This is a genomic window from Aliiroseovarius sp. S1339, from assembly GCF_023195695.1.
Taxonomy (GTDB): Bacteria; Pseudomonadota; Alphaproteobacteria; order Rhodobacterales; family Rhodobacteraceae; genus Aliiroseovarius.
This window is the reverse complement of the sequence record NZ_JALPQG010000002.1, coordinates 82,163-108,569: the sequence shown is the minus strand read 5'-3', so window position 1 is coordinate 108,569 and position 26,407 is coordinate 82,163. Positions and strand designations below refer to the sequence as shown.

At 57.0% G+C, this 26,407-nt stretch carries 23 protein-coding genes and 1 tRNA gene; 12 read left to right on the top strand and 12 right to left on the bottom strand.

Going from position 1 to position 26,407, the window contains the following annotated elements; translation table 11 throughout:
• Position 1: 1 nt before the first annotated feature.
• From MUY35_RS03555 to MUY35_RS03545, 3 genes are read right to left on the bottom strand one after another with little or no spacing between them, the layout of a single operon-like run.
• Entirely contained in the window at positions 2-1,159 is a 1,158-nt protein-coding gene (locus tag MUY35_RS03555; RefSeq protein WP_248363983.1) for a Gfo/Idh/MocA family oxidoreductase, read from the bottom strand.
• A 12-nt stretch (positions 1,160-1,171) separates the two neighbouring features.
• Complete coding sequence (locus MUY35_RS03550; protein WP_248363982.1) at positions 1,172-2,065, bottom strand: TIM barrel protein; 894 nt, start codon at positions 2,063-2,065, stop codon at positions 1,172-1,174.
• 21 nt (positions 2,066-2,086) lie between these two features.
• A complete protein-coding gene (locus MUY35_RS03545; RefSeq protein ID WP_248363981.1) occupies positions 2,087-3,193 on the bottom strand; it encodes a Gfo/Idh/MocA family oxidoreductase in 1,107 nt (368 codons plus the stop codon).
• Between the two features lie 120 nt (positions 3,194-3,313).
• On the opposite strand from MUY35_RS03545, the gene iolD reads away from it, so the two are divergent.
• The 5 genes from iolD to iolG are packed head-to-tail and all read left to right on the top strand — an operon-like array spanning position 3,314 to position 8,836.
• Positions 3,314-5,185 carry a 3D-(3,5/4)-trihydroxycyclohexane-1,2-dione acylhydrolase (decyclizing) gene (gene iolD / locus MUY35_RS03540; RefSeq protein ID WP_248363980.1) on the top strand — a complete coding sequence of 624 codons (1,872 nt, stop codon included), beginning with the start codon at positions 3,314-3,316 and terminating at the stop codon, positions 5,183-5,185.
• Positions 5,185-6,165 carry a 5-dehydro-2-deoxygluconokinase gene (iolC, locus tag MUY35_RS03535; RefSeq protein ID WP_248363978.1) on the top strand — a complete coding sequence of 327 codons (981 nt, stop codon included), beginning with the start codon at positions 5,185-5,187 and terminating at the stop codon, positions 6,163-6,165. Before iolD ends, iolC begins: the two co-directional genes overlap by 1 nt.
• A 13-nt stretch (positions 6,166-6,178) precedes the next feature.
• Positions 6,179-7,021, top strand: a complete 843-nt coding sequence (locus tag MUY35_RS03530; RefSeq protein WP_248363977.1) for a 5-deoxy-glucuronate isomerase — start codon at positions 6,179-6,181, stop codon at positions 7,019-7,021.
• Positions 7,018-7,848: a class II fructose-bisphosphate aldolase gene (locus MUY35_RS03525; RefSeq protein ID WP_248363976.1), complete on the top strand. Its 831-nt coding sequence runs from the start codon at positions 7,018-7,020 to the stop codon at positions 7,846-7,848. The genes MUY35_RS03530 and MUY35_RS03525 overlap by 4 nt, the downstream gene beginning before the upstream one ends.
• 1 nt (position 7,849) lies before the next feature.
• Positions 7,850-8,836, top strand: a complete 987-nt coding sequence (gene iolG, locus MUY35_RS03520; RefSeq protein WP_248363975.1) for an inositol 2-dehydrogenase — start codon at positions 7,850-7,852, stop codon at positions 8,834-8,836.
• A gap of 125 nt (positions 8,837-8,961) precedes the next feature.
• Here iolG and MUY35_RS03515 read toward each other — a convergent pair whose 3' ends face one another.
• Both MUY35_RS03515 and MUY35_RS03510 read right to left on the bottom strand, forming a co-directional pair.
• Positions 8,962-9,645, bottom strand: coding sequence for a Crp/Fnr family transcriptional regulator (locus tag MUY35_RS03515; RefSeq protein WP_248363974.1), 684 nt, complete (start codon positions 9,643-9,645; stop codon positions 8,962-8,964).
• Positions 9,646-9,762: 117 nt separating this feature from the next.
• Positions 9,763-11,637, bottom strand: a complete 1,875-nt coding sequence (locus tag MUY35_RS03510) for a cation:proton antiporter (protein WP_248363973.1) — start codon at positions 11,635-11,637, stop codon at positions 9,763-9,765.
• Between the two features lie 530 nt (positions 11,638-12,167).
• Here MUY35_RS03510 and MUY35_RS03505 point away from each other — a divergent pair.
• Positions 12,168-12,257 (top strand) — tRNA-Ser (locus tag MUY35_RS03505).
• A gap of 306 nt (positions 12,258-12,563) precedes the next feature.
• Here the strand turns inward: MUY35_RS03505 and MUY35_RS03500 are convergent.
• Complete coding sequence (locus MUY35_RS03500) at positions 12,564-12,764, bottom strand: hypothetical protein (protein ID WP_248363972.1); 201 nt, start codon at positions 12,762-12,764, stop codon at positions 12,564-12,566.
• Positions 12,765-13,821: 1,057 nt separating this feature from the next.
• Here MUY35_RS03500 and MUY35_RS03495 point away from each other — a divergent pair.
• From MUY35_RS03495 to MUY35_RS03485, 3 genes are all read left to right on the top strand, one after another.
• Positions 13,822-14,115: a DUF1127 domain-containing protein gene (locus MUY35_RS03495; protein WP_248363970.1), complete on the top strand. Its 294-nt coding sequence runs from the start codon at positions 13,822-13,824 to the stop codon at positions 14,113-14,115.
• Positions 14,116-14,243: 128 nt separating this feature from the next.
• Positions 14,244-14,723 (top strand): DNA starvation/stationary phase protection protein, encoded by a 480-nt coding sequence (locus tag MUY35_RS03490; RefSeq protein WP_248363969.1) that lies wholly within the window; start codon positions 14,244-14,246, stop codon positions 14,721-14,723.
• A 252-nt stretch (positions 14,724-14,975) separates the two neighbouring features.
• Complete coding sequence (locus MUY35_RS03485) at positions 14,976-16,232, top strand: MFS transporter (RefSeq protein WP_248363967.1); 1,257 nt, start codon at positions 14,976-14,978, stop codon at positions 16,230-16,232.
• A 30-nt stretch (positions 16,233-16,262) separates the two neighbouring features.
• Here MUY35_RS03485 and MUY35_RS03480 read toward each other — a convergent pair whose 3' ends face one another.
• The 4 genes from MUY35_RS03480 to MUY35_RS03465 form a co-directional block, all read right to left on the bottom strand.
• Positions 16,263-17,306: a PLP-dependent cysteine synthase family protein gene (locus tag MUY35_RS03480; protein ID WP_248363965.1), complete on the bottom strand. Its 1,044-nt coding sequence runs from the start codon at positions 17,304-17,306 to the stop codon at positions 16,263-16,265.
• Between the two features lie 265 nt (positions 17,307-17,571).
• Positions 17,572-18,831, bottom strand: a complete 1,260-nt coding sequence (locus tag MUY35_RS03475; protein ID WP_248363963.1) for a D-amino acid dehydrogenase — start codon at positions 18,829-18,831, stop codon at positions 17,572-17,574.
• A 125-nt stretch (positions 18,832-18,956) separates the two neighbouring features.
• Positions 18,957-19,388 carry a nucleoside diphosphate kinase regulator gene (rnk, locus tag MUY35_RS03470; RefSeq protein ID WP_248363961.1) on the bottom strand — a complete coding sequence of 144 codons (432 nt, stop codon included), beginning with the start codon at positions 19,386-19,388 and terminating at the stop codon, positions 18,957-18,959.
• Between the two features lie 48 nt (positions 19,389-19,436).
• Positions 19,437-19,889, bottom strand: a complete 453-nt coding sequence (locus tag MUY35_RS03465; RefSeq protein WP_248363959.1) for a hypothetical protein — start codon at positions 19,887-19,889, stop codon at positions 19,437-19,439.
• Positions 19,890-20,457: 568 nt separating this feature from the next.
• Here MUY35_RS03465 and MUY35_RS03460 point away from each other — a divergent pair.
• The 3 genes from MUY35_RS03460 to MUY35_RS03450 all read left to right on the top strand — a co-directional run bounded on the left by MUY35_RS03460 (position 20,458) and on the right by MUY35_RS03450 (position 22,537).
• Positions 20,458-20,763, top strand: coding sequence for a DUF1127 domain-containing protein (locus MUY35_RS03460; protein WP_248363958.1), 306 nt, complete (start codon positions 20,458-20,460; stop codon positions 20,761-20,763).
• A gap of 485 nt (positions 20,764-21,248) precedes the next feature.
• Positions 21,249-22,136, top strand: a complete 888-nt coding sequence (locus tag MUY35_RS03455) for a universal stress protein (protein ID WP_248363957.1) — start codon at positions 21,249-21,251, stop codon at positions 22,134-22,136.
• A gap of 185 nt (positions 22,137-22,321) precedes the next feature.
• A complete protein-coding gene (locus tag MUY35_RS03450; RefSeq protein WP_248363956.1) occupies positions 22,322-22,537 on the top strand; it encodes a hypothetical protein in 216 nt (71 codons plus the stop codon).
• A 659-nt stretch (positions 22,538-23,196) separates the two neighbouring features.
• Here MUY35_RS03450 and torD read toward each other — a convergent pair.
• Positions 23,197-23,877, bottom strand: coding sequence for a molecular chaperone TorD (torD, locus tag MUY35_RS03445; protein WP_248363955.1), 681 nt, complete (start codon positions 23,875-23,877; stop codon positions 23,197-23,199).
• 7 nt (positions 23,878-23,884) lie between these two features.
• Entirely contained in the window at positions 23,885-26,404 is a 2,520-nt protein-coding gene (gene torA / locus MUY35_RS03440) for a trimethylamine-N-oxide reductase TorA (protein ID WP_248363954.1), read from the bottom strand.
• Positions 26,405-26,407: the final 3 nt, after the last annotated feature.

Sequence of the window (26,407 nt, the reverse complement as noted above, 5' to 3'; positions counted from 1 at the left end):
CTCAGCGGAACATTGGCGGGCGGGCGTCCACCCATGCGCCATCGGCTTTCCCGCTTTCGGCAACCGCGAACACCGCCGCCATCGAACGCAACCCATCCTCCGCACGTGGATACAGGTCTGCGGCCGGGTCCATCGGACGGCCTTCCTTTCCGGCGCGGATCGCTTCGGCCAGATCGGTATAGATATTGGCAAATGCGAGCGGCATTCCCTCTGCGTGGCCGATGGTTACGCGGCTGGTGCGGTCAGCCTCGGGCGACAGGTTTGCCTCGCCGCGTTCGATGATTTCCAACCGCCCGTTCAGGGGCATCCAAAACAACTGGTTCGGCTGTTCCTGCGCCCAGCGCAACCCACCGTTTTCGCCGAAGACTTGCAAGGTCAGACCATGCTGCCGTCCGATTGCAATGGACGAGGTCCAAAGCCGCCCGACCGCGCCGCCGTCCATGCGAAGATTGACCATCGCGTCATCCTCAAGTTCGCGACTGGTGATGCAGGACACCGTGTCGGCCGACAGCTTTTCAACTTGTTGACCGGTCACGAAGGATGCCATGTGCAACGCGTGAATGCCACAGTCGGCGAATTGCGCCGAAACGCCCGCCTGCGCCGGATCATAACGCCAGCGCACCCGCGGATTATCCGCGTCCGCCGCGTCAGCGTGATGGCCATGGGCGAATTCAGCCTTGATGAGACGGATCTTGCCCAAGTCGCCACGCGCCACCATCGCTTTCATGTGGCGCACCAGCGAATAGCCGGAATAGCCGTAGTTCACCGCGCAAATCTTTCCGCTGGACTTGGAGAGGCGCACAATCTCTTCGCCCTCTTCCACCGTCATGGTCATCGGCTTTTCGCACAGCACATGGAAACCGGCTTCAAGGAAGGCCTTAGTGATTTCGAAATGTGTTGCATTGGGCGTTGCGACGGTGACAAGATCAACGCGGTCGTCGCGCGCCCGTTCACCGTCCAGCATCTCGCGCCAATCACCATAAGCGCGATCAGCGGCCAGGCCCAGCCGTTGGCCGTAAGCGCGCCCCGCGTCCGGCCTATGGTCTAACGCTCCGGCAACAAAAGAGAATTCTCCGTCCAATCCCGAGCCCAGCCGATGCGCTGGCCCGATTTGGCTGCCTTCGCCACCGCCGATCATGCCCCAATTCAGTTTTGTCATAGTCGTCTGCCCTTAGTTAAAACCGATGCTTTCAAGGTATTCACGATTAAGCCGCGCATCGCCCAGCGGGTCGGGGTCAAGCGTTGGGTCGCAATCCTGTTCGACAGTGCACCAGCCTTCAAAACCAGCGTCCAGAAGCACTTGGCGTACAGCCGGGAAATCTACGTCGCCATCGCCAAGATTGCAAAAAATGCCCTGTCCGCAAGCGTCGTAGAATCCGGTGCGATTGGCAATGACGTCCGCCTTCACTTTGGGATCGATATCCTTGAAATGCATGTAAGATATCCGATCAATATGGCGTTTCATGAACGCCACCGGATCGAAACCCGCATAAGAATGATGCCCGGTGTCGAAACAGATTTTCAGGATGCTTTCATCGACTTCGTTCAGCAGCCGTTCCAACTCCGGCTCGAAATCCATGAAGCCGCCAGCATGGGCGTGGATGCCGACGGTCAGGCCGTAGTCCTCAGCGCCCATTTTCGCCACGGTGGCGATGCGGTCGCGATAGGCAGTCCATTCCGCCCGATCCATCTGCACGGCTTCCTCAGACCTGCCAGCGGTGGGTGCGCGCTGCGGCGAGATTGAATCGATCAGCACCAGATGTTCGGCCCCGTGCGCCTTCAGGGCCTTGCAAGTGCGGACGGCCCCATCCATCACATCGTCCCATGCGTCGGGATCGTGAAAGGCGCGAAATACAACGCCGCCGATCAGCTCAAGACCGTTTTCGTTCAACGCCTCTGCCAGCACCTCAGGGTCTTCGGGCATGAAGCCAACCGGTCCCAACTCGATGCCGGTATATCCCGCAGCTGCGCAGTCACTTAGCACCGAACGCCACGACGGATTGCGCGGATCGCCTGCAAATTCCACACCCCACGAGCATGGCGCGTTGCCAATTTTGATGGTCATATTTCCGTGCCTTTCACAATCTCAGAAGGTTTCGACATTCTGCCACGATTTGGTCCGGGATGCCTCCATCGCCGCGGCAATCACGAGGTTCACGTCAAGCCCGTCGCGGAAGGTTGGCCACACGGCTTTCCCGGTTTCAATCGCGTACAGAAAATCGCGGGCTTCAATGATGATCTGGTCTTGATATCCGGTGCCATGCCCCGGTCCCTGACAGAATGGCAGATAGTCGGGATGCGCCGGGCCAGTCAGGATTTTACGGAACCCACGCGTCGCCTCGGGATCGTCCATGCGGTATAGCCACAATGCGTTTTGATCTTCCTGATCAAACCGAATGGCACCCTTGGTTCCGGTGACCTCATAGGCATAGCCCATCTTGCGGCCTGTCGCGATGCGGCTGAAATACATCTGGCCCATCGCGCCATTCGTAAACCGGCACATCATCTGGGCGTGATCGTCATTGTCCACTTTGCCGCCGGGGCGATCCGTGTGAACCGTTTCAACCTCGGCGATCAGGCTGCTGATCGGCCCCAACAGCGCCAAGGCCGCGTTGATCATATGTGGGGCCAGATCGCCCATGGTGCCATTCGCGTCGCCCGATGTGCGCCATGTGGCTGGCGCGTTCGGATCGGCAAAAAAGTCCTCGGTGTGTTCCCCGCGAAACCAGGTGATGTCTCCGATTTCACCCGAAGCAATCAATTGGCGCGCAAATTGGCTGGCGGGGGTGCGAATGTAGTTGAAGCCAACCATATTGGGAGCGCCCGCAGCCTCGGCGGCGCTTACCATAGCGCGCGCATCTTCCAATGACGCGCCCATTGGTTTTTCGCAAAACACCGGCTTACCAAGCGCAAAGGCAGCCTCGGCCACGGCGCGGTGGGTGTCTTGAGGTGTCGCGATGACAATCGCCTCGACCTTGGGGTCACTCACCAGCACCTGCCAATCGTCGGTGGCGCGCGCGAAACCAAAAGCCGAACGATAGTGCTCAGCCGAGGCCACAGTGCTGGCGCAGACCATCTCAAGGCGCGGGCGCAGGGCTGTGTTGAACACCGCGCCGACGGCAGACATCGCAACCGCATGCGCCTTGCCCATATACCCGCCGCCAAGGATTCCGATACCGATTGGTTTCGTCATTTGCGTCACCTTAAGAAAATACGGTTTGCAACCGGTTGCAAAACTTGTATCCTCAGAATCGAATTCTCGCAAGCTGCAATCGGTATGAAGCCGGATTTTCCCGAGAGGTCCAAGGGTACAATGAACATATCACAAGACTGCATTCGCCTGACCACGGCGCAGGCCATCATTCGGTATCTGTCAAACCAGTTTATCATGATTGATGGCGAAGAAATGCGCGTTTGCGGTGGCGGTTTCGGCATTTTTGGCCATGGAAATGTGACCTGTCTGGGCGAAGCACTACATGGCGTGCAGGAAGAACTGCCGCTGTATCGCGGTCAGAACGAACAAAGCATGGGCTTCGCCGCAGCGGGCTATGCCAAGCAATGGTTGCGCCAACGCTTTATGTTCTGCACGGCTTCGGCTGGCCCAGGTACGTCGAACCTTTTGACAAGCGCGGCGCTGGCCCACGCGAACCGGTTGCCGATGCTGTTGCTGTGTGGTGATACCTTCATCACGCGCCTGCCCGATCCGGTGTTGCAGCAGATGGAGCATTTTCACGACCCGACCCTTGGCGTGAACGACGCGTTCAAACCGGTGACGCGGTACTGGGACCGGATCACCCATCCAGCGCAGATAATCCAATCATTGCCAGCCGCCTTGGCGACACTGCTGGACCCCGCCGATTGCGGTCCGGCCTTCCTTGGTCTGCCGCAGGACGTGCAGGGCTGGACTTATGATTACCCAACCAAGTTCTTTGAAAAGAAAGTGCACCGGATCCGCCGCATGGCACCTGATGTAGACGAAGTTGCTGAGGCTGCCGGGTTGCTGGCTCAAGCCAAGCGCCCGATGATTATCGCAGGCGGCGGTGTGCAGTATTCACGCGCGGTGGACGAACTGACGGCATTTGCCGAAGCGCACAACATCCCAGTGGTTGAAACCATCGCCGGGCGCGCCAACATGCTGGCAACCCATCCGCTGAATATCGGCCCCGTGGGTGTCACCGGTTCAAACAGCGCAAATGAAATTGCCGAACAGGCGGATGTGATCGTTGCGGTCGGCACGCGACTGCAAGACTTCACCACCGGGTCGTGGACCGCGTTTGCCAAAGACGCACGGTTCATTTCGGTGAACGCCGCGCGCCATGACGCGGCCAAGCACCTGTCGCTGCCCGTCGTGGGCGACGCGAAACTTGCGCTGACCGCGCTAGGCGCGCGCGCCAAGGGCTATGCCGCGCCCACTGACTGGACCGCAAAGGCGCAAGCGCTGCGGGCGGAATGGGACGCCGAGGTGGCGCGCAATGTGGCCCACGGCAACCGGCCAAATTCTTATGCACAGGCAATCGGCGTGGTGAATGAATTGTGCACACCCCGCGACCGGATCGTCACCGCCTCAGGTGGTCTGCCCGCCGAGGTCACTGCAAACTGGCGCACGTTGGACATCGGCACGGTTGACGTCGAATTTGGTTACTCCTGTATGGGGTACGAGATCGCTGGCGGCTGGGGCGCGCGCATCGCGCAGGCGCAGCGCGAACCAGATATGGACACCATCGTCATGGTCGGCGATGGCGCCTATCTGATGCTGAACTCTGACATCTATTCATCGGTTCTAAGCCAGAAAAAGTTGATCATCCTGCTGTTGGACAATGGTGGCTTTGCGGTCATCAACAAGCTGCAGAACAACACCGGCAACGAAAGTTTCAACAACCTGCTTGCCGACTGCCCGACGGTGCCCGAACCTTTTACGGTGGATTTTGAAGCGCATGCGGCCTCGATGGGTGCCAGCGCCGAAACGGTTGCCGGCCCGGCCGAACTGGGTGACGCGTTCAAGCGCGCCAAGGCCAGCGACAAGACCTATGTGATCGTCATGCAGGTCGCAGCGCATGACAGTTGGACCGAAGGCGGCCACGCTTGGTGGGAGGTCGGAACCCCGCATATCAGCGAAAGCGACAAAGTGCGCGCCGCGCATGAGGAATGGGAATCCAGCCGCGCCAAGCAGCGCAAAGGTGTCTGATGGCCAATCTGGACCGTATCAGGGGCAACGACTTTGTCATCATCGGGCGCGCCGGGATGGATTTATACCCAGACCCGCCGGGCACGCGAACCGAAGACGCGACGCAGTTTTTCACCTGCCTTGGTGGATCCAGCGCCAATATAGGCGTTGCGATCAACAGGCACGGCGGCAAGACAGCATTGGTCACCAGTGTTGCCGATGATGCCATCGGGCGGTTCTGCCTGAACGAGTTGGACAAATATGGTATCGACCGCAAGCATGTGAAAAGCGTCGGTGGCGAGGCGCGCAATTCGCTGGCCGTGGTCGAAAGCCGCATCGAGGATCACCAGTCGGTGATTTATCGCAATGGCGCCGCCGATTTCCAGATGACCATTGAGGACGTCGAGGCTGTGGATTATGCAAGCTACAGCGCGCTGATTACAACCGGCACCGTTTTCGCCGCCGAACCTTCCCGCAGCGCTGCGTTCCGGGCTTTTGATCTGGCCCGCGCCGCCGACCTGCCGCTGATTTTCGACCTGGATTACCGCCCCTACAGCTGGCCTTCGCCACAGGACGCCGCCGACACATACTCGCGCGCCGGAGCGCTTTGCGATATTATCATCGGCAACGATGTCGAATTCGGCTTCATGGCAGGCAATTATACCCAAGGCCTCGATAAGGCACGTGAACTGGCGCAGGCCAACGCGCAGATCGTCGTCTACAAGATGGGCGAAAAGGGCGCGATCACCATCACGCAGGACAAAGAATTTCGAACCGGCATCTTCCCGGTCACAGCTTTGAAACCCACCGGCGCCGGTGACAGTTTCATGGGCGGCTTCATTGCGTCCCTCGCGGCCGGTCATGCATTGAAGGATGCGGTGCTGCGCGGCTCTGCCTGTGCCTCAATCGTCGTCAGCCGCGTCGGCTGCGCGCCTGCCATGCCCACAACTGCCGAGCTTGAGGCTTTCCTGTCCTCGCATCCCGGCCCCACACACGATTGAAAGGACCAGCGACATGCATATCGCCCCCTATGACAACCAGAACAAACCCATAGTCGACGCCGATAACGAACTGGTTCCACTTAACTATTTCAATATCGTGAAGCTGAAGAAAGGCGATGCGTTCACCTATCAGGTTCCGGGCTATGAAACCTGTATCGTGCCTGCGACTGGCACTGTGGATGTCGAGGTTGAAGGCGTTGCCTTTCCATCCCTCGGCAAACGCACGGTCGATGTCTGGGATGGCGAGCCCGAAGGCGTTTACGCGCCCGTCGGCGCAAAGGTCACCATCGTCTGCACCTCGGATCAGACCGAAACCTTCATCGCTGGCGCCAAATACGAAAAGGTGTTGGAGCCGTTCGACGTGCGCGTCGATGGCATCGACAAAGTTCAATATGGCTCGGATGACACCAAGACGCATCGCAAGATCAAACATATTCTGGGCCAGAAGCAGCATGACAAGGTTGGCCGATTGCTGGTCAGCGAACTTTATACAGTCGGGCAGGGCGGTTGGTCTGGCTTCCCGTCGCACAAACACGACACCGACCGCTTGCCCGACGAAACTCGCCATGACGAGACCTATAATTTCCGTTTCCGCCCCAACTACGGCTCGGGCATGCAGATGCTGCAGCGTGAGGACAACGAACCGGGCGACGCCTATCACATCGTCGATGGATCGACGATCATGATCGACAAGGGTTATCATCCCTGTGCGGTGCTGCCGGGTTATGAGATGTATTATTTCACCATTTTGGGAGGGCTCAGCCAACGCTCTCTGGTGCAATATTTCCAGCCGACCCATGCAGCACAACTGGAAACAATTCCCGGCATCAAGGACATGATCGCGAAGTTTAAATGACACTGGCAACCCTTTCAGACGTGCTCCAGCCCGCCTTGAGGGGTGGCTATGCGGTGGCTGGGTTGGTGACACTGGGTTGGGAGGATATGCGGGCCTATGTGGCGGCAGCCGAGGCCGAAAATGTGCCGGTGATCCTGCAGGCTGGTCCGTCCTGCCGCGAACACACGCCACTGCCGATCCTTGGCAAGATGTTTCGATATCTGGCCGAACAGGCGAGCGTTCCGGTCGTGGCGCATCTGGATCACGGCTATACGGCCGAGGACTGCCGGATCGCCATCGACAGTGGGTTTACCTCGGTCATGTTTGACGGCTCGCGCACGCCATTGGCGCAGAATATCGAAGACACCGCCGCGATCGCCGACATTGCTCATGCGGCAGGTGTGTCTTGCGAAGGCGAGATCGGATTTGTCGGATATTCGGGTGGCGAAGGTTCAGCCGGGACGGACCCCGACGAGGCCGCGAAATTCGCGCGCGAGACCGGCATTGACGCAATGGCCATTTCGGTCGGCAACGTCCATCTGCAACAAGAAAAACAAGGCGGTCTGGACCAAACTCGCATTCGCGCGATCGAAGCGGTGACGGATTTGCCCTTGGTGATTCACGGCGGCTCTGGTGTGCCGGTGGCGCAGCGCACCGCCTTGGCGCAAAGGTCGAAAATCTGCAAGTTCAACATTGGGACAGAACTGCGCATGGCCTTTGGCGAGGCACTGCGCGAAGCGGTGAACAAGGATCCGGCCCGCTTTGATCGCGTGCAAATCCTGAAGGAAACCCACGACCCACTGGTTGCGAAAACGCGTCACGTATTGCGCGCGTTCAAGGGAGGATAACATGCTGAACATCGGACTTCTGGGATGCGGCCGGATCGGTCAGGTCCATGCCCGTTCAATCGGTCGACTGGATGGCGTCCGCGTGGTTGCTGTGGCCGATGCCTTTCCCGAAGCCGCGAATGCGCTGGCCGCCAAAACCGGGGCCGAGATACGTGACACCGCCCAAGTGATCGCCAGCGCCGATATTGATGCGGTGGTAATCGGCACGCCGACCGACACGCATTACGACCTGATCCATGCGGCAGCAGCGAGCGGCAAGGCTATTTTCTGCGAAAAGCCGGTGGATATGTCAGCCGAACGTATCGTCGCCTGCCAGCACGCTGTTAAGGCCGCGGGCGTGCCGTTTCTGACCGCGTTCAATCGCCGCTTTGATCCAAACTTTGTAAACCTGCAGGCGCGGCTGCGCGCGGGCGAGATCGGCGAGGTCGAGATCGCCACCATCCTCTCGCGCGATCCAAGCCCGCCGCCGATCAGTTACATCAAAAACTCCGGTGGGATATTCCGCGACATGATGATCCATGATTTTGATATGGCGCGATTTCTTCTAAATGAAGAACCGGTTCAGGTCTTTGCCGTTGGCGCCGCGCTGGTCGATCCCGAAATCGGAAAAGCTGGCGATGTTGACACTGCTGCCGTTGTGCTGACGACCGCAAACGGGAAGATCTGCCAAATCTCGAATTCCCGCCGGGCCACTTATGGCTACGACCAGCGCATTGAGGTGCATGGATCAAAGGGAATGCTGCGCGCGGCCAACGTCTTGGAAAACACGGTCGAAGCTGCAACGGGCACTGGGTTTCGGACCGCACCTGCGCAGCATTTCTTTTTGGAACGTTACGAGGCAGCCTACCAAGCAGAAATGGCGCATTTCGTCGAGGCCGTGCAGAACGGCACAGCGCCGACACCAAGCATTGACGACGGATTGCGCGCGCAACTGCTGGCCGATGCAGCCGCGCAATCTCTGGAAACTGGCGCACCAGTGCAGCTCTGATCAAGGTGGCGGATCACGGTCCACACTGGCTGGCATGAAATAGGCGATGTAACATTTTCAAACCACATGCCAGACTTGTCGAAACTGGCGAACAGGTCTTCGACCGCGATGCATTTCGGTTCGCCTTAGCCGTCGTTGCGGGCGTAGTCGCGCAACTTCTGCACATCGCTGATGATCGCACTGCTCTTGTCGATCTGCACCCCGAATGCCCCCAAGCGGGAAAACGCACGTGACAGGCTTTCTGGCTTCATGCCCAGACGTCCAGCGATCAGCACCTTGTCGTAGGGCAATTTTATCGAGCAATCGCTTGGCGCCCCATTACACAGGCCCAGCAGAAACTCTGCGACCCGCTGAGGGGCGGTCTTGGCCTTCAACTGCTCAAGCTGGGTAACCAGCCCGTGCAGGTGGGTAAACGTCGATGACAGGATCGACAACGCAACCTCGGGATCACGCTTTACAAGCTGGACCAGAACACTGGTCGGTATGTGCATGATTTCGCAACTTGTGGCGGCTTCGCCAGACACCGGATAGGGCAGATTTCTCAACGCGACCGCTTCGCCAAAGCTTTCGCCCCGCGTAAAGACGCTGACCACGGCTTCTTTGCCACCACGGGTCATGCGGTAGAGTTTGACCCACCCGTCTAGAACGATGTGAATCGCTTCGGCAGGGTCTTCTTGCATAAACAGGGTCTCGCCACGTTCAAAATGACGCCATGTCGCTTGCGACAGAAGCGCCTCGACATGCGCATCGGGCAGGGCACGCATGAAAAGTGAATTGCGCGCAATGATTTTATACGTTTCGTGTGGCACTTTGTGTCCCCTGTAAGTGGCACCGTGCAAGCTGCGTGCCATCCTGTAGCGCCATGAAGTCTACCTGTGCTGCCAGCCGCCGTCCACCAAGTGGATTGGGCCGCCAACAGGTTCGACCTAATCAGCGATTTTCGTTGCGTTTGATACCCTTCCGGCCAGTTGTTCCTGCCAAACTTCCATCATCTCGCTGACCCTTTGCATATAGGCGTCGTTTTCCACCGCAGGTATGTTAATGTCGTGAAGTTCAGCGAGATCAAGCATGACCTCGCGATCAGATGTATCGAATTCGGCGACCATGCGTTCGGCAGTTGCGCGGCTGTGGCCCAACGCCTCAAATGCCGATCGGGTGGCACGTAATGAACTGTCATAGGTCTCGCGGATAACATCGCGGCATCCAACGGACCACAGGTCATAGACGTGGTTGCGGTCGACAGCGCGGGCAATGACATGCACATGCGGGAAATGCGCGCAAACATATCGGGTCAACTCGGTAATTGCGTCTTTGCCGTCAATGGCCACGACAAGGATCTTGGCCTCGCCAATGCCAGCGGCTTGCAGAAGGTCGGGGCGCGTTGCATCGCCAAAATGCACGCTGATTTTGAAGCGGCGCAGCAGGGCCAACTGCTCTGATGAATAGTCGAGCACCGTCGTATCATGCCCAGCGGCCCGCAACCCCCGGTTCACGATGCCGCCGAACCGACCATGACCCGCAACGATGATTGGGGCGGGCTCCTCGATCATATCTGCTTCGCGCTCTTCTTTGTTTGAATAACGCGGCGCGATAACGCGGTCATATAGGATGAACAGGGCAGGGGTCAGCAACATCGACAAGGCCACGACCAGAAGCAGAATGCCCGCGATGTCCTTGGGAATAACGGCATTCGCGACGGTGAAGGACAGCAGGACAAAACCGAACTCACCAGCTTGCGCAAGTCCCAGCCCGAACAGCCATTTGTCGCCCCCCTGCAGCCGGAAAGCCCGCCCCAGCGCCAGCAGGATAACGCATTTCAGAGCAATCAGACCAAAGGTCAAACCCAAAACCAACACGATGTTCTGGCCCAACAGCCCAAAATCAATGCTTGCCCCGACGGTGATAAAAAAGACGCCCAGAAAGATGCCCTTTAGTGGGTCAATATCGCTTTCCAATTCATGCCGGTATTCGCTACCGCCCATCACCACGCCCGCCAGAAACGTGCCCAAAGCCGGTGATAGTCCGACCAAAGTCATCAGAAGCGCAATGCCAAGCACCATCATCAAGGCGGTGGTGACAAAAAGCTCCCGCAGTCGGGCGCGTGCAACGAACCGGAAGACAGGTGTGGTCAGGTAGGTGCCAATGAAGACAACAGCCGCGATGGCCGCCAGCGTAACCAGACCTGTCTGCCAGCCATTCAACCCGTCAACCAGACTCAGGTTCAGACCGCCCTCGCCGTGCGCCCCTTCGCCCGTGGCACCATGAGACATCGCTTCCGTCAGTTCAGGCAGTGCAAGCAATGGGATTAACGCCAGCATCGGAATCACCGCGATATCCTGCATCAGCAGAACCGAGAAGCTGGCCTGCCCACCGTCCGACCGCAACAGACCTTTTTCCCGCAAGGTCTGGTTTACGATCGCGGTCGAGGACAGGGCGAGGACCAGACCAATGGCCAGCCCGATGCTCCAAGGTTGGCCAAAAGCCATGGCGATTGCCATGACGATCAGCGTTGTGACCACGACTTGCAGGCCACCGAGTAAGAAAATGCGAGACCGCATCGCCCAAAGCGATTTCGGGTTCATTTCAAGTCCGACAATGAACAGCATCATGACGACGCCAAATTCCGAGAAATGCTGAAGCGCAACCACATCCGTGCCGACCCAGTGCAGGAACGGGCTGATAAGGATGCCGGCTGTCAGATAGCCCAGCACTGACCCAAGGCCGAGCCACGATGCGATGGGCACAGCCAGAACCCCAGCCAGAAACAGCGTGAAGGCGATCAGCATGAACTCGGCGGTCATTGAATTTCCTATTCTGTCAGGCGTGATGGGTCAGGGAGCCGCCGCGCAACTCCTGGCGATATGATTACAGGCGCTTTTTTGCAGGCAGCGCATGTCTTGCCGCCGTCTCTCTGTTGTATTGCGACCATTATCTTAACGTGTTCACTTCTTACTGAAACCTTTGCGTCCAACGGGGTCAAGAGATTGCATCTTTTTTGCGCAGAGCAGATCCAATGGACATGGCAACGGGCCAACGCCGTACGACCTAGATGGGGTGTGCCAAGGAAGGTTTCTGAAGGCGCTCCCTCTGCAGGGGGGGGCACCAAGCCGATCCGTGCGGTTTCGCAGCGCTAGGATTGGCGCTGCGAACGTAGTGGCCGCTGCGCATCCGCGATCTTGTGTTCTCCGATCATCCTGTGCGCAACAGCACAACTGACCATGACACTCGATTGTGCACCCGTCATTACATGATGCGGTAATAGCCAGCCCAACAGGACATTTTTTCCATTTCGCCCTTGCCCCGTCTTTTTGAGATGGATAAACGGGTCAGCGGAGACGTGGCCGAGTGGTCGAAGGCGCTCCCCTGCTAAGGGAGTAGGCCCGGAAGGGTCTCGAGGGTTCGAATCCCTTCGTCTCCGCCACTAATTCCAGCTAAGGTTTTGGGATTGAACATAAACTTTTCTTTCCTCCCAGTTGCGGTACATTTCAGGGTGCAAATTTGGCGAACGTATCAGCCCTTGTGCGTTCTTCGTCGCAAGAGCGCAGGGTCGCAAATCGTACAATGTTACGTGATTGAACCCCATATTTTTCGACGGTTTTGGCCGTTGTAGCGTTATGAGTTTGGGAGCTTAACCATCACGCTTAGTTTGTCGCCTTTGATCAGGCAGTTAGTGGGGGTTTGCGCCTTGTTTTGTAGGCGTTTCACAAAAATGTGGGTGCATCAGAATTCACCTTTCTTCGTCCCCATCCCAATAATCATCTGGTTGGAACACAGTGACCTCCCCAAGGTCAATGTCGAGGTGTTTAAGGTCAAGTTCACTTTCGACAAATACAATATCTTCTTCGTCCGTTCCAACGTCAAAGACGTATAGGGTGATCGCCGCGCGGGCCTCTGCTTCTTCGTCAACATCAAGCTCACGTCCGCCCACTTTGTCTGCGTGACATTGCTCTTTCAACTGCCAAATGGCGCCGCAAAGCACAGGAAGAGAACCAGCCGAGCAATCGAAAGAAGTATTTTCAACGATCTGCCTATCCCGCCTTGCTGTCGCTCGTTCCGTTGCGCGTCAAAGATTTGGATTGTTTGCTGATCGGAAGCCACATCGTGCGTCAAGAAGGTGGGTGGACGCTGAATGTCACATCCAGAAAATCAGAATTTCGCCACAGTGGAATCCTTCATCATAGTTTGACACCTTATCGGGATGAACTCCTCCTTTATGGCAAAGGCAGGAATTGTCGGTCACGCTATGCCGGGCGTCGGGGTACGCCACTGTTCACGAATGATATGAACGAAGCCTTGTCAGCGAGGGCCATGCCGGGAAGTTTCAGAGTTGCGACGGGACACTCACCTCATATAGCAGGGACCCTTGTCCATGATACCGTGGCGGTCTATGGCGCTCGCGGCAGCGATCTGGCTCGTATACTTTGTGGGCAGACAAGCGCTCAAATGCCAAGATTTATGAAGTCCACGCAGAACGGGCCCCGGGCCGAGAGGGCTCAAGAAGTGTTGTCAGACATTCATGAGAAGGTGCTTGGGGTGAGTGCGGGGTCGATCGCCTACACTAAGAATGTCGTCTGACCCCGCGTCGCGTGAATGGAAGGACGGGTCTGAGATTGGCTTATTTCGTTGAAAACTCTTCCTTGATCGAAGCATGAACTGCTCATCCGCATGCTGCTGCTTGGGTATTGCTTCGGCATCCGATCTGAGCGCATTCATGCCAATGGGTGATATGGCGTGATTGATGCCTTGAAAGACCACATCACGAGGCCCATATGAGGGTTATGATGTTGTTCAGCTTTCATAGAAGGTTCCCGATTGTCGCGGGAAGACTACTGAACCGCCTGTAGCCCCAGGCGGACGCAGCGTTCGCGCGCGTCCCTGCTCTGGGGTTATTCTGATCTCTCATCCAATGCATGAAAATGAACGAAGATGACCCGCCAGCGGTGCGGGAAAATCCAAGTTCCATCTTATCAGAATCGGAGGATAGCATGTCCATTTATCTGACTAGAAAAATGATCAACATTCCTACGCACGAAGATCGGGCAGACGACGGTATGGGTCTTTTCGCGCGGTTGCGTTATGCAATGATCGACAAGTGGCAACGCCGTAGAATGACCGTTGAATTGCAGCACCTCGATGACCGAATGCTCACTGATATCGGACTTCGACGAGACGAGATTCCCAGTTTTGTGGCTGTCTGCCACGAGCGAAAGGCACGGATCAGCCCGCGTCAAGCCGGTGTCGATAACATCAATCAGCTGGGCGCGTTGCGACCGTCGTGATAGGGTTGGCAGCTGGAAGCAGCGCGCTGTCGCGACACTCGATGTCGCGCGAACAGCGTGCAACTTCACCATCCCTATCCCGGCACGAATGCACATCGCAAAGCACCTCTTTCAGAATTGGAGAAGACATGACCACGACTTTGAAACAAACTGCCATGACCGACACCCCAAAACCCGACATTCGGAATGCCAAGCCGGTTGTCGACGCACTGGCTGAGGTGTTGAACGACACCTACGCGCTTATCATCAAGACACATACCTATCACTGGAACGTGACCGGTCCGTTGTTCTTTGCCGTGCACAGTCTGACGGAAGAGCAATACGACGAGATGTTCGCGGCGGCAGACGTGATTGCCGAACGTATCAGGGCGCTGGGTCAGCTGGCATCGGTAAAGGTCTCGGACACGGACAAAAGCGCGAACGAAGCGCTGAGCGCGGTTCAGATGATCAACGACCTTCTGGCGGATCACGAAACGCTGACAGAGCGTGCACGTGCCTTGGTTGAAATCGCGGAAGCGGAAAATGATCCGGCGACCGCCGACCTTGCAACGGAACGCGCCGCTTTTCATGAAAAAACGGCTTGGATGCTGCGGTCACTGGCCGCCTAGCCTCATTCAATAATCTAGACAAACAACAAGCCCCGGCATCCCCGGGGCTTGTTTCATCTGTTCGCGTCAGACATGCTTGCCATCCGTTCCGGTATTGATCCCACTTGTGATGGCAAAGCAGGACATGGCTTGCAAACAGCCATTCATTAAATATCGACAAAATCGGTGTTTCTAGGCAGGGTTGTTGAAGGCATACCCTTGCCCACACTTCCTTGCACACAGCCTCACAAGGGCGAAGACCGGAGCACGAACTTGGCACAAAGCATTCGCGAAATTCTTGTCTCGGTAAAAGCCCTTTTGGGAGGTACTGCAGCCTTCATGATCGGTAATAGCCTTCTGGGTGTCATACTGCCGCTTCGGATGGAGGGTGCTGGTTATCCCGTCGCCCTTACCGGCGCGATTATGGCGGCCTATTACCTTGGCCTGGCATTGGGCGGTCTGCGCGGCAAACACGTGATTTTTCGCATCGGCCATATTCGAGCCTTCGCCGTTTTCGCGGCGCTGACCGCTGCTGCGACACTGGCTTATGCGGCCTTTTTCCATCCCGTGGCGTGGCTGATCCTGCGCATTGTCAACGGCTTCTGCATCGCTGGTTTGACGGCCACGATTGAAAGCTGGCTGAATACCCGCAGCAGCAACGAGACGCGCGGGCGGGTTCTCAGTTTCTACATGTTGACCTTTTATCTCGCGATTGCGACGGGGCAGACGCTGGTCAACATCGCCGATGTCTCTGGTCCAGACCTCTTCATGTTGGCGGCGTCCCTGATCGGACTTGCACTGATCCCGGTTGCAATGACCAGCTTGGGCGAACCCAATCTAAGCGAAAGCCGTGTGCTGAACGTCAGGGATCTTTATTCGGCGTCGAAGGTTGGCGTGGTCGGTGCAGGCGTGGCAGGCCTGATGGTCGGGTCCTTCTATGCGATGGGTGTCGTGTTTGCGCTTAAGATCGGGCTGGGCGTGTCGCAAGCAGCCATGTTCATGAGCGCCGTGGTTCTTGGGGGGCTGGTTTTCCAACTTCCTATGGGCGTGGTGGCAGACCGGTTCGACCGGCGTATTGTCATGTCAGGTGCATTGATCGCGGTCGGCACCGCTTGGGGGATATTGGCCACATTTGTCGCCTCTGGTCTGCCGTTTACGACCTTGCTGACCATGGCCGTATTCTTTGGGGGGGCGATGAGCAGCGTCTATCCGCTCTGCGTTGCGCAAACCTTCGACCGTTTGGAACGGAAATACTACATCGCAGCGTCTGGCCGCTTGCTTATGGTATATTCAATCGGGGCGACGATCGGCCCGGTGCTCGCCGCGACGCTTATGTCAGCCTACGGTCCGTCCAGCTTTTTTATCTTCGAAAGCGCCGTCGCAATTCTCTATGCAGTTTTCGTGCTGACCCAAGTCGCCATACGGCCAGTCATTCCAGCAGACCAACAGGAACGGTATGTGCCGCTTCCGGATGTTACGCCCATCGCTATGGCACTTGATCCCCGCACGGACCCCGTCAAACCAAAATAGTCATTCTGTTGATCAGGCTACAGTGAATGGTCAACCATGGGCGGCCACCAACTCTTCGTGATATCTTTGGCAATCACCGATACAGTCACTGACCCAATCAGAATTGTAATAGGTGTCAAGATACCGTTCCCCACTGTCGCACAACAACGTGACGATAGAGCCTTGGCGACCTTCCTTGACCATGTCCTGAGCAACCCGCAAAGCCCCCCAAAGATTTGTCCCTGTTGATGGCCCTGCCTTGCGTCCGATCAGCTCTTCCAGCCACAACATCGTGGCTATGCTGGCGGCATCAGGCACTTGTATCATGTGGTCGATCACGCCGGGTTGAAACGAGTGTTCTACCTTTGGGCGGCCGATCCCTTCCACCCGGCTGGATTTGTCGGAAATCAGACTGCGATCACCGCTAATGTAGCTGTCATAGAAGACTGAATTTTCCGGATCAACGACCGTAAGTTCGGTGTCATAGCCTTTGTAGCGGATGTAGCGTCCCAGCGTCGCCGACGTGCCGCCCGTGCCAGCGCTCATGATCAAATGCGCAGGGATCGGGTGAGGTTCGCGTTCCATCTGCGTGAACACGCTTTCAGCGATGTTGTTGTTGCCACGCCAATCTGTGGCTCGCTCGGCATAGGTGAACTGATCCATGAAATAGCCATCAATCTCGCGGGCCAACTCGACCGATGCACTGTGCATTTGCGGAGCGGCATCCACAAAGTGAATTTGACCGCCATAGAATTCAATCAGCTTGATTTTGCTGCGCGCGGTGCTTTCGGGAACAACAGCGATGAAGGGCACGCCGATCATGCGCGCGAAATAGGCTTCGGACACGGCGGTGCTTCCAGAAGACGCCTCAACGACGGTCGTGTCTTCCCGAATTTTGCCGTTGCACAGCGCATACAAGAACAGCGACCGAGCAAGCCGATGCTTGAGGCTTCCAGTCGGATGGGTGCTTTCGTCCTTCAGGTAGATGTCCACGCCCTCAAGACGCGGCAGAGGGAGCTTGAAAAGATGTGTGTCAGCCGAACGATGCGCATCCGCGTTGATCTTTCCGATTGCGTCAGTAACCCAGCTGTTCATCCAGTGTCCCTTCTGGCGGTTGTGCCAATCCGGCACCTTGGCTTTCATCTTATCAGGTTCGCCTGCCCAGGTGCACCCAGACAAGTAACGGACTGCGACAGATCATAGTTTCACCTTTGGACCACGAACGCATCTGATCCAGATGGTTCTTGGTCTGCGAAGATATTTTGCGAATAGGCTGCCCGCGCATCCTAGATCGCAAGCCCGAAACCTGTTTCGTCAACCGTCTGCGGTCGCGCTTCCTGCCAGACCGCAGACGCGCGTGCTATCGTGCGTATCGAGCCGCCGTCAGCCCATCCATAGAAATCTCTGGTGTCTTTCCCAGCACGATGTCGGCCACCGCGCGGCCTGAGCCGCAGGCCATCGTCCAGCCCAGCGTCCCATGCCCAGTATTCAGAAACAGGTTGTCAAACTGCGTTGGGCCCAGAACCGGCGTTCCATCCGGCGTCATCGGGCGCAGACCGGTCCAGCCCTCGGCCTTAGAAATATCTCCGCCTTTGGGAAACAGATCTTTGATCACGTGCTTGACGGTATCCGTGGCATGTGGGCCTAGGCGATCGGAATAGCCCGCAATCTCGGCTTGTCCTGCAACACGGATGCGATCCCCCAAACGCGTGATCGCGACTTTATGGGTTTCGTCCATGATCGTGGATTGCGGTGCGAACGCATCGTCGGTGACAGGCAAGGTCACCGAATAGCCCTTGACCGGGTAAACCGGCAGTTTGATCCCGATTGGGGTCAGCACGTTCACTGCATAGCTGCCCATGGCACAAACATAAGCGTCCCCGCTGATGCGACCGGCGATTTCCGTGTCAACACCTACAACCTTGTCCCCCTCGACAGCGATCGATTTGATGGATTGGCCATAGTGGAATTCAACCCCCATCTCGCTGCATTTTTCGGTCAGGGCGATTGTGAACATGCGGCAATCGCCGGTGCGATCCGCGGTCAGACGCAGACCACCGACGAACTTGTTGCGCACTTCTGCGAGCGCAGGCTCAACGGCGATACAGGCATCGCGACCCAGCGCGTCGTAAGGCGATCCATATTCCGCCAAGATGTCCTGATCGGCCTTCGATGCCTTCATCTGTTTGGCCGTGCGGAACAATTGCAGAGTGCCCTGCTGACGCCCGTCATATTCGATGCCGGTTTCGGCAATCAGATCTGGCATGACATCGCGCGAGTAGCTTGAGACACGCACCATGCGCCCCTTGTTGATGCGATAGCTTTCCTCGTTGCAGTTGCGCACCATCTGCACGCACCATTTCCACATGGTGGGGCTGATCAGCGGCCAGATAAACAGGGGGCGGCGCTTCATGAACATCCACTTGACGGCTTTCATCGGAATACCGGGGGCTGCCCATGGCGATGTCATGCCATAGCTTAGCTGCCCCGCGTTGGCATAGCTCGTCTCAAGACCCGGCCCGGTCTGACGGTCGATCACCACGACTTCGGCGCCTTGTTTTGCCAAATAATATGCTGTGGTGACGCCAATGACACCCGCGCCCATAACGACAACTCTCATCACAAACACCTTTCGATTGCAGTGCGCAGCATGAACTACGCCAAATCTTTTATCTATCTGCTGTCAGGCGAGCGCCGTGCCGCAAGAGGGTGCTCGCCTGAACGGTCTGTTCCGCAACGCGGGCTTCAAATATCGGTCTCAGGTTGCTCTACGCCGATGATGGTCAACGTGCGGCGCTGGTTTTCCCGTGTATCCCAGTAAAAACTTGCCCCTTCGGCCAGCCCCAGAAGGGCCACACCGATAGGTGTCATCACCGACACTCGAAACTGCGTGATATCGGCGTCTTCGGGATAGACCAGAGTCACCGTTTTGTTTTGCCCCGTGCTTTCATCACGGTAGGTTACGGTGCTGCCAATGCCCACCACATTTTTTGGCATCTTAGCAGGCGACACAATCCGCGCCCGACTGATTTCATCAAGCAGGCGGTCAGCGAGCGCCGGATGACGTCTCATCATGCCATCGACCAGTCCTTCCAAATGCGTAAGATCATCCGCGTTGATGACGATTTTCGGGTTCCGATTGCGTGATGTTTTCGGTGTTTGGATAGAGGTAGACATTGAACGTCTCCTTTCGTTCATAGGTGAGTGCAGGACCTGGCCAGGGACCTAGATCGGGCTTGTGACGTCGATTACGGCAAGCCTGCCAATGGTTCCGTCTTCGTTCAGAAGCGGCGCACGTTGACCGACCCGCATCCCGATCAAGGTGGCACCAAGCAATGACGCAACAGGGACTATACCGCTGGGCAATCCTGCTCTGGCCCGGTGGACAAGCAAACCTGTCTGGGGCGTTTCGCCATCAATCGCATAGGTGACGCGTGATCCACCGACCGCCAGATCAGAACAATGCAACCCATCCACGGGCCGCGTGTTCATCAGCTTGTTTGCCAGCACATACGCCAGAAGTTTAGAGCGGGGGCGCAAAGCGCAATCACACGCATCAAGATGTTCCTGCAGTTTCTGGTGATCGGTCTTGGGCAATGCCAAAGGCGTGTTCTGCAGTGCTCTGCTAAGGGAATGGACTGCGATGGTTGCCCGGTCAGGCTGACTGAGATCGAACATAATTTCTCCTCCGGCGACAGACGCCGTGTTCACGTTTCAGGAATGTGAGGAGACCCCGGGGGTGTGGCAGGCGCGGACGCGCCTAGACCGCCCGGGGAAAGGGGCGGTTCAGCAGTAGAAATCGAAAATGTTCTGCATGTACCATCATGTAAATGGACCTAGGTATTGATGGACTAATAGTCAATCCAGAGACGCAAACATAGGCACTTTGGGCGTTCTGTGGCCCAAATGGCCCACAAACCGATGGGCCGGCTTCGAAATCCGCTGATTTAATCTGTCAGGATTGAAAGCGCGGCTCATACGTCCCATATAAGAAACATGATGATGACCTGCTTGCATAAGAGGTTCCTGCCTTTCGCAGGAAAGACACTGAACCGCCGGTAGCCCCGGGCGGGGCTGGCAAATGTTGCCGCTTCACGCCTCGGGGATATTACAGATCATCTGGATCTGAATGAGAAGACGCAGGTTTTGCACCGCATAGCTTACGCTTGCGATATTTCGCCTCTCGAAATTCCACGACAGCAAAATCGACGTCACGGCTTCAGCTATCTTATGCTTGGAGGATGACATGCATCCCATATTGTTCCACCACAATTTCTTGGATCTGCGACCGAACTGGGCAGAAATGAAAACCGTTTCCGTGTCGGAAGAGGACGGATTTTTGCGCCACTGGTGGCGCACAGCCATCCGAGGCTGGAAACGGCGCAAACTGATCGCTGCGTTGCAAGCGTTGGACGATCATGTGCTCAGAGACATGGGCGTCCGTCGTAAAGACATCGGGCGCATTGTCGACGGGTTCGATGATCGTGAACTTGGGATGGTTCCGCTGGCGGTGGATCAAAGTTCAATTGGAGAATACCAAGGCGCCGTTTGATCGGCCGTCTGTTCGCACCCTCGTCGGATTGGGTCCGCCTTCGCGCGTCAAGGCCGGACCTGCCCCACAAAGAACGACAACTATTTTAATCGAAAGGGCCAATCCAATGATGATTAGCAAAGCTGACTTTGAAGAATTATTGCCACATTTGTTCTCGCCCAAGGCAGGAGCGGCAGATGACCGATCATTGAGGGCTGCACCAGCACCTTCTGTGGGTAAAGTTCATGCGATGCCTGCAGTTATGCTATATGATGCGACGATGTGGACGGCACGGTCCATGCTGGCCAGTTTTGGGTCCATGGCCGGACCAGAAGGGGCGCGCGCCAAACAAACACCGAGGCTGCGCGCCTTGCCCGCAAGTCGCAGCTGTCCAGCCAAACAGCCAACAAATCAGACCGGTTCTGCCCCAGACGCGCGGTTAGGAAAGATGATCCTTGCCAGATAGCCGCGTTGGAATAAAGTAACTTTACGCAGAGGCAAAGGCCATGACACACTTCACTATCCTCGCTGCTATTGGGCAACTTCCGCAGGATGTTGCCGTCCTTCATCGCGCTCTTGAAATATCAACGGCGTCTCGGTCTGATTTGCACATTGTCCACGTTCTCGATCTTCCCGGAGACATCGCGGATCTGACTGACATCACCACCTTTCTGGGTCAGGCAGCCTTTGCGGCGCGCGACGTTATCGCAGGCGCCATAGCCGAACTGGGGACAGACCCTTCTGACGTTCAGATACACATTGAGTTGGGATCGCATGCTTTTCGGCTGATCGAGGTATGTAATGAGATATCGCCTGATCTGATTGTCATGCGCACTCACCAAAGGGTGAAAATCACCGAAAGATTGCTTGGCTCGACAACGGACAGGGTGATTGGCGCAACGCAGATACCGGTGCTTGTGGTGAAAAGACCCGTCGAACGTCGATATGGCGGTGTCATGCTGGCAACCAATGGCAGCGACGACGCGGTGAATGCGTCTCGTTTTATATCCGCCCTTCTGCCGGAAAATCGGTTGCATGTGGTCCAAGTCGTACAAATCCCGCCCCAACTCAAAGAAGCCATGTTGCGCGCCGGGTCCCAGACGGCTGATCTGGCGGCCTATCTGCGCAACCTGGTGAAGAATGCCCATGATCACTTGAAAGATCTGACGGAAAAGTGCGGGCGGAGTGTCACGTCAGAGGTGTTGAAAGGCGACCCTGCAAAGACGCTGACACGCCTGTGCCGCAATCAAGATTTCGATCTGATCGCGCTTGGTCAAGGGCGATCCAGCCTGATCAGGCGCGCATTTATCGGCAGCGTCTCAAGGCATCTTCTGCGAGATGCGGCCTGCGATGTATTGATCTGGAACCCGAAGCCTGTCGGCGCAGCGACTTGATATTGGCGCCAAACGTGGTGTGGGCCCAAGCTGCAAGGATCTCGAAGCAGGTTTTTGCCGCTTGAAGTGTGTGATTGATCACGCAATCCGGGGCGATGTCTGAGTAGAGACAACCCCGGTGCGCAGTCCGCTGACTACGACACCGTCGATCACGAAATTTGGTATTTGTTAACAGGAGAAATGTCTTGGCTTATCTTGGAAATTACAACTCACCGACCGATCTGATGAATGATCAGACTTTAAGCCGCGATGAAAAGATCAACATGCTTCAACAATGGCGTGACGATAAAAAGGCGCTTCTGCGCGCGGCAAATGAAGGCATGCAGGGTGGCGACCCCTCGGACGTTCTTAGGAAGATCAAGAAAGCCTTGAGGTGTCTCCAAACGGATTCGAACGATTGAACGCCAGGCGGTCGGCTTTCGCAAAGCTGCAATTGAAGAGGAAATGTTGACAGAATACGGCGAATGGAATGGCTTCAAAAAAGAAAGAGCTCCGCGAGAGCCCGCGCCAATTCGCGCTTCAACCGACGGTTCTCTGCCTCACACACGACGGACGCAGGGGGGCCGAAAGGCCGGGCGATGTGCGGATTTCGTATCTTCAATACTCATGCGATCCGATTGTATTTAACGAACCAGCTTCCTTTTTGCGCACCGGAATGGATGCGAGAGCCGCCTGCGGTTGATGTTTCGCCGAATATTAAATCTGTGCCGGTCGTGACGCAGGTCCAACTTGCCGTCGACATGATGCTCGCGAACGCGGCACCTGCCGGCTACGGCCATGCCTACTACGGCCCGGATTATGTTCGGCCACGGGTCGCCGTGACTAACCCGAACAATTGGACTGAAGCTGACAGTGCGAGATTGGTAGCACATTTGATGGCGGTTTCGGGCGGGAATGCAGGAACGGAAAACGATAGCGCTTCGGGTCTTGCCGCCAAGAGTAGATGTAAACTGACAGGTGCAGGGAGCACCGCGATCAATCTGTCGTTGGCCTCAGCAAGGGGGAGTTTGACGACATTGATACACCGACGTGAGGTGAAAACAGAACTGATTGAGCCTGTTCAGGACGCGTTCACCGGCGAACTGTGTTCGGCAACCTCTCGAATGAAACCCGCGTCGAGCTTGACCACAGCGATCAGCAGGGCGGCCAGCGCCGGATAGACGTCGTAGCGCGGCGACGCTTCCTGATTGGCTTCGTTGAAACTAGGCAGCCAGGTGAGCAGGGCATCCTCCAGAAAGGCGAGTTGATCACGCGCAGCGGCGACGATATCCGTGGCCTGCGCTTGTTCTTCCGTGATGCGTGCCATCACCGCGAGGTAGACGGCCAGGTGATCGGCGGGTTCTTTGAATTCATCCTGAACGGCCAATGACGCACCGGCCAGAAAGCTCTGCATACGCGCCTCGGCCGGACCATAGAGCCGCTTTTCATCGGCGTCATAGACCGACGCATAAGGCAGCGCACCGGCCTTTGCATCCATCAGAAACATCTGCGCGAAATCTGCAGCCAGTTCCAGATGCGCATGGTCCACGTCGCGCAAAGCCTCGATGCCAGCTTGGATGCGCTGGACTTCGGCGTCCAGACCGAGGACGGAAAATGCCGTAAACGGAGCGTCCTCGCCCGCCAGATAGGATGCAAGCACGTCTTTGGGGATTTCGCCCGCATAGAGCGTTGAGAACCAGCCATAGACCAAGGCCCGCTGCTTGCTGACCTCGGTCCATTCGCTGGTGCTCAGATCTGCCATGGCGGCGTCAGGCATCGCTTTCAATCGGATTACCGTCCGGGTCGACTTCCGTCGGACCGCCGAATGCCGTCACTGCTGGTGCTTCGCCGACGAATTTCTCCATCTCCACAATACAGGTGTTGGCGCTGGGGGCCTGTGCCAGACTTGAGGTGCCGATGTCCAGGGTCAGCGTGTTCGGGTCGCCATAGGTGTCAATTGCGCCGATTTCGGGGCCGGTCGGGCCATACCAAGCGCCTTCCTCGATCCGCACGATGCCGGGCGGGAAGTTATCCGAAACATGTGCACCAGCGATAAGTTGCCCGCGATCATTATAGGCTCGCACCAGATCGCCATGTTCGATGCCACGTGCAGCGGCGTCTTGCGGGCTCATATAGATCGGCTCGCGCCCCTGAATGGCATAGGTCTCGCGCAATGGCTCGGATTCGCAAAGTTGCGAATGCAGGCGATTGTCGGGGTGAACCGATTGCAGCCACAACGGAAAACGGTCCGATCCGGGGCCGCCATGTGACCGTTCGGCCTTTTCCATCCAGATCGGGTGGCCTTTGCAGTCATCATAACCAAAGCTCTCGATCTTGCGGCTGAAAATCTCGATAAAGCCGGATGGCGTTCCCAGAGCGTTGACCTCGGGATCATCGCGGAAACTGGCATGACGCACCCAAGGCTTGCCTTCGGGAAACATGTGATAGCCCTTTTCCCAGAACTCGGCGAAAGACGGCATCGGCATCTCTGTGCGCACGTTCTCTGTGACGCATTCATTGTAAAGGAACTCGATCCACTCCATCTCGTTCTTGCCGCGGGTGTATTCCAGCTCGCGGTTGAAACGACGGCACAGTGCACTGAAAATCTCAAAATCGGGGCGGGAGTTATACATCGGATCGATAAGCTTGTGCATCGCAAGAATGCCACGGTTGCTGTAAGACCCGTAGGCGTCGATATCGTTGCGTTCAAAAGGCGTGCAGGCTGGCAGCACGATGTCGGCAAAGCGGCAAGTCGCGGTCCAGTTGTAGTCAATTGCCACCACCGTTTCGAGGGTCTGGTAAGCCTCTTTCATGCGGTTGCGATCCTGGTGGCGGTGCCACTGGTTGTGGCCGGTGAAAATGCCCATCTTGTAGGGCGGCAGCTTGACCTTGTGGCCGTTGAAATCAATTTCTTTCCCCGGCTCGATCAAAGCGTCGATGGCGCGGGAAATCGGGATGACGTTGCTGTAGCCCTGATAGTTGTTGTTGTCATGCTTGGGGAAGCGGCCCGGATCAAGGTTGAGCGGGAAAGAGCCCGGCATTGCCGCACCCGAAGACGACACACCCACCGAACTGTAGTGGTGCGAATAGCTGATGCCGCCACCGGGCAGACCGATCTGGCCAAGCAGCGTCGCAAGGATCGCGCCCATCCAATAGGGTTGTTCGCCGTGCTGTTGACGTTGAACGGCCCAGCCGAACACAAGCTGGGTGCGATTGCTGGCCATCAGCCGCGCCAACTCGCGAATTTGATCGGCCGGGACGCCGCAGATTTCCTCGGCCCATTCCGGCGTCTTCTCGACCATATCCTCGGTCTCGCCTTCCAGATACGGCAGGAACCGATCAAGGCCAAGCGCGTAGGTCTCGATGAACTCCTTGTCATACAGGTCTTCCTTGACCAGCGTATGCGCCATCGCCAGCATCATCGCCACGTCGGTCATCGGGTTCACGTATTGGTGTTCACAGTCGAGGTAGTTCAGCGTCTTGCTGCGCACCGGATCGACACAGATCGCCCGGATGTCGCCGCTGGCGATCTTGTCTTTCAATTGCGCGTAATAGGCATAGGCTTCGTGGGTTTCTGTGTTCCAGCCCACCTGCAGGTTCTTGATCGGGTCATTGGCCCAGAAAACGACAAGATCGCTTTCCTCCAGAATGACATCCCACGATGTGCCCTGCGAATAGACCTCGGTCGAGCCAAGAATATAGGGAAGGATGACTTGTCCCGCGCCTGTCGAATAGTCGCCGATCGTGCCGACGCTGCGCCCGTGCATGCCGACCGCGCGCACCATGTGGTTGCCGCAGCTGTGCATCTGGCCGACTGACCGCCAGCCGACACCTGCCGTGTGCAGCGCCCAAGGGCCGTAATCCTTCTGCACCCGTTCAAGTTCTTCATAGAACATGTCGATCGCTTCGTCCCAGCCAACGCGCACGAAGCGGTTGTCGCCGCGCTTTGTGGTGTCGCTGTTGTGGCGGTTTTTGTACCAGTCAAGGCGCACCATCGGATAGCGGATGCGCGACGTGCCGTAGATCAGACCAGGAATGCCCTTGATCATATCAGTGGGGTGTTCGTCAAACTCCAGAGGCTGCACCTCAACCACCCGATCGCCGACCACCTTGGCGCGGATCGCACCGAAGTGAGAGCCGGAAATCTTCCAGGTGGTGATATCGTCGGTCATCGCGCTGTCGTCTGTTTGCGCCTGAGCGGCGCGCGCGGTCAGCAGGCTGGGTCCGACCAGTGCCGCACCCGATATCGCTGCCATCGCTTTCAGAAAGTCTCTCCGCGGAAGGTCCATTGG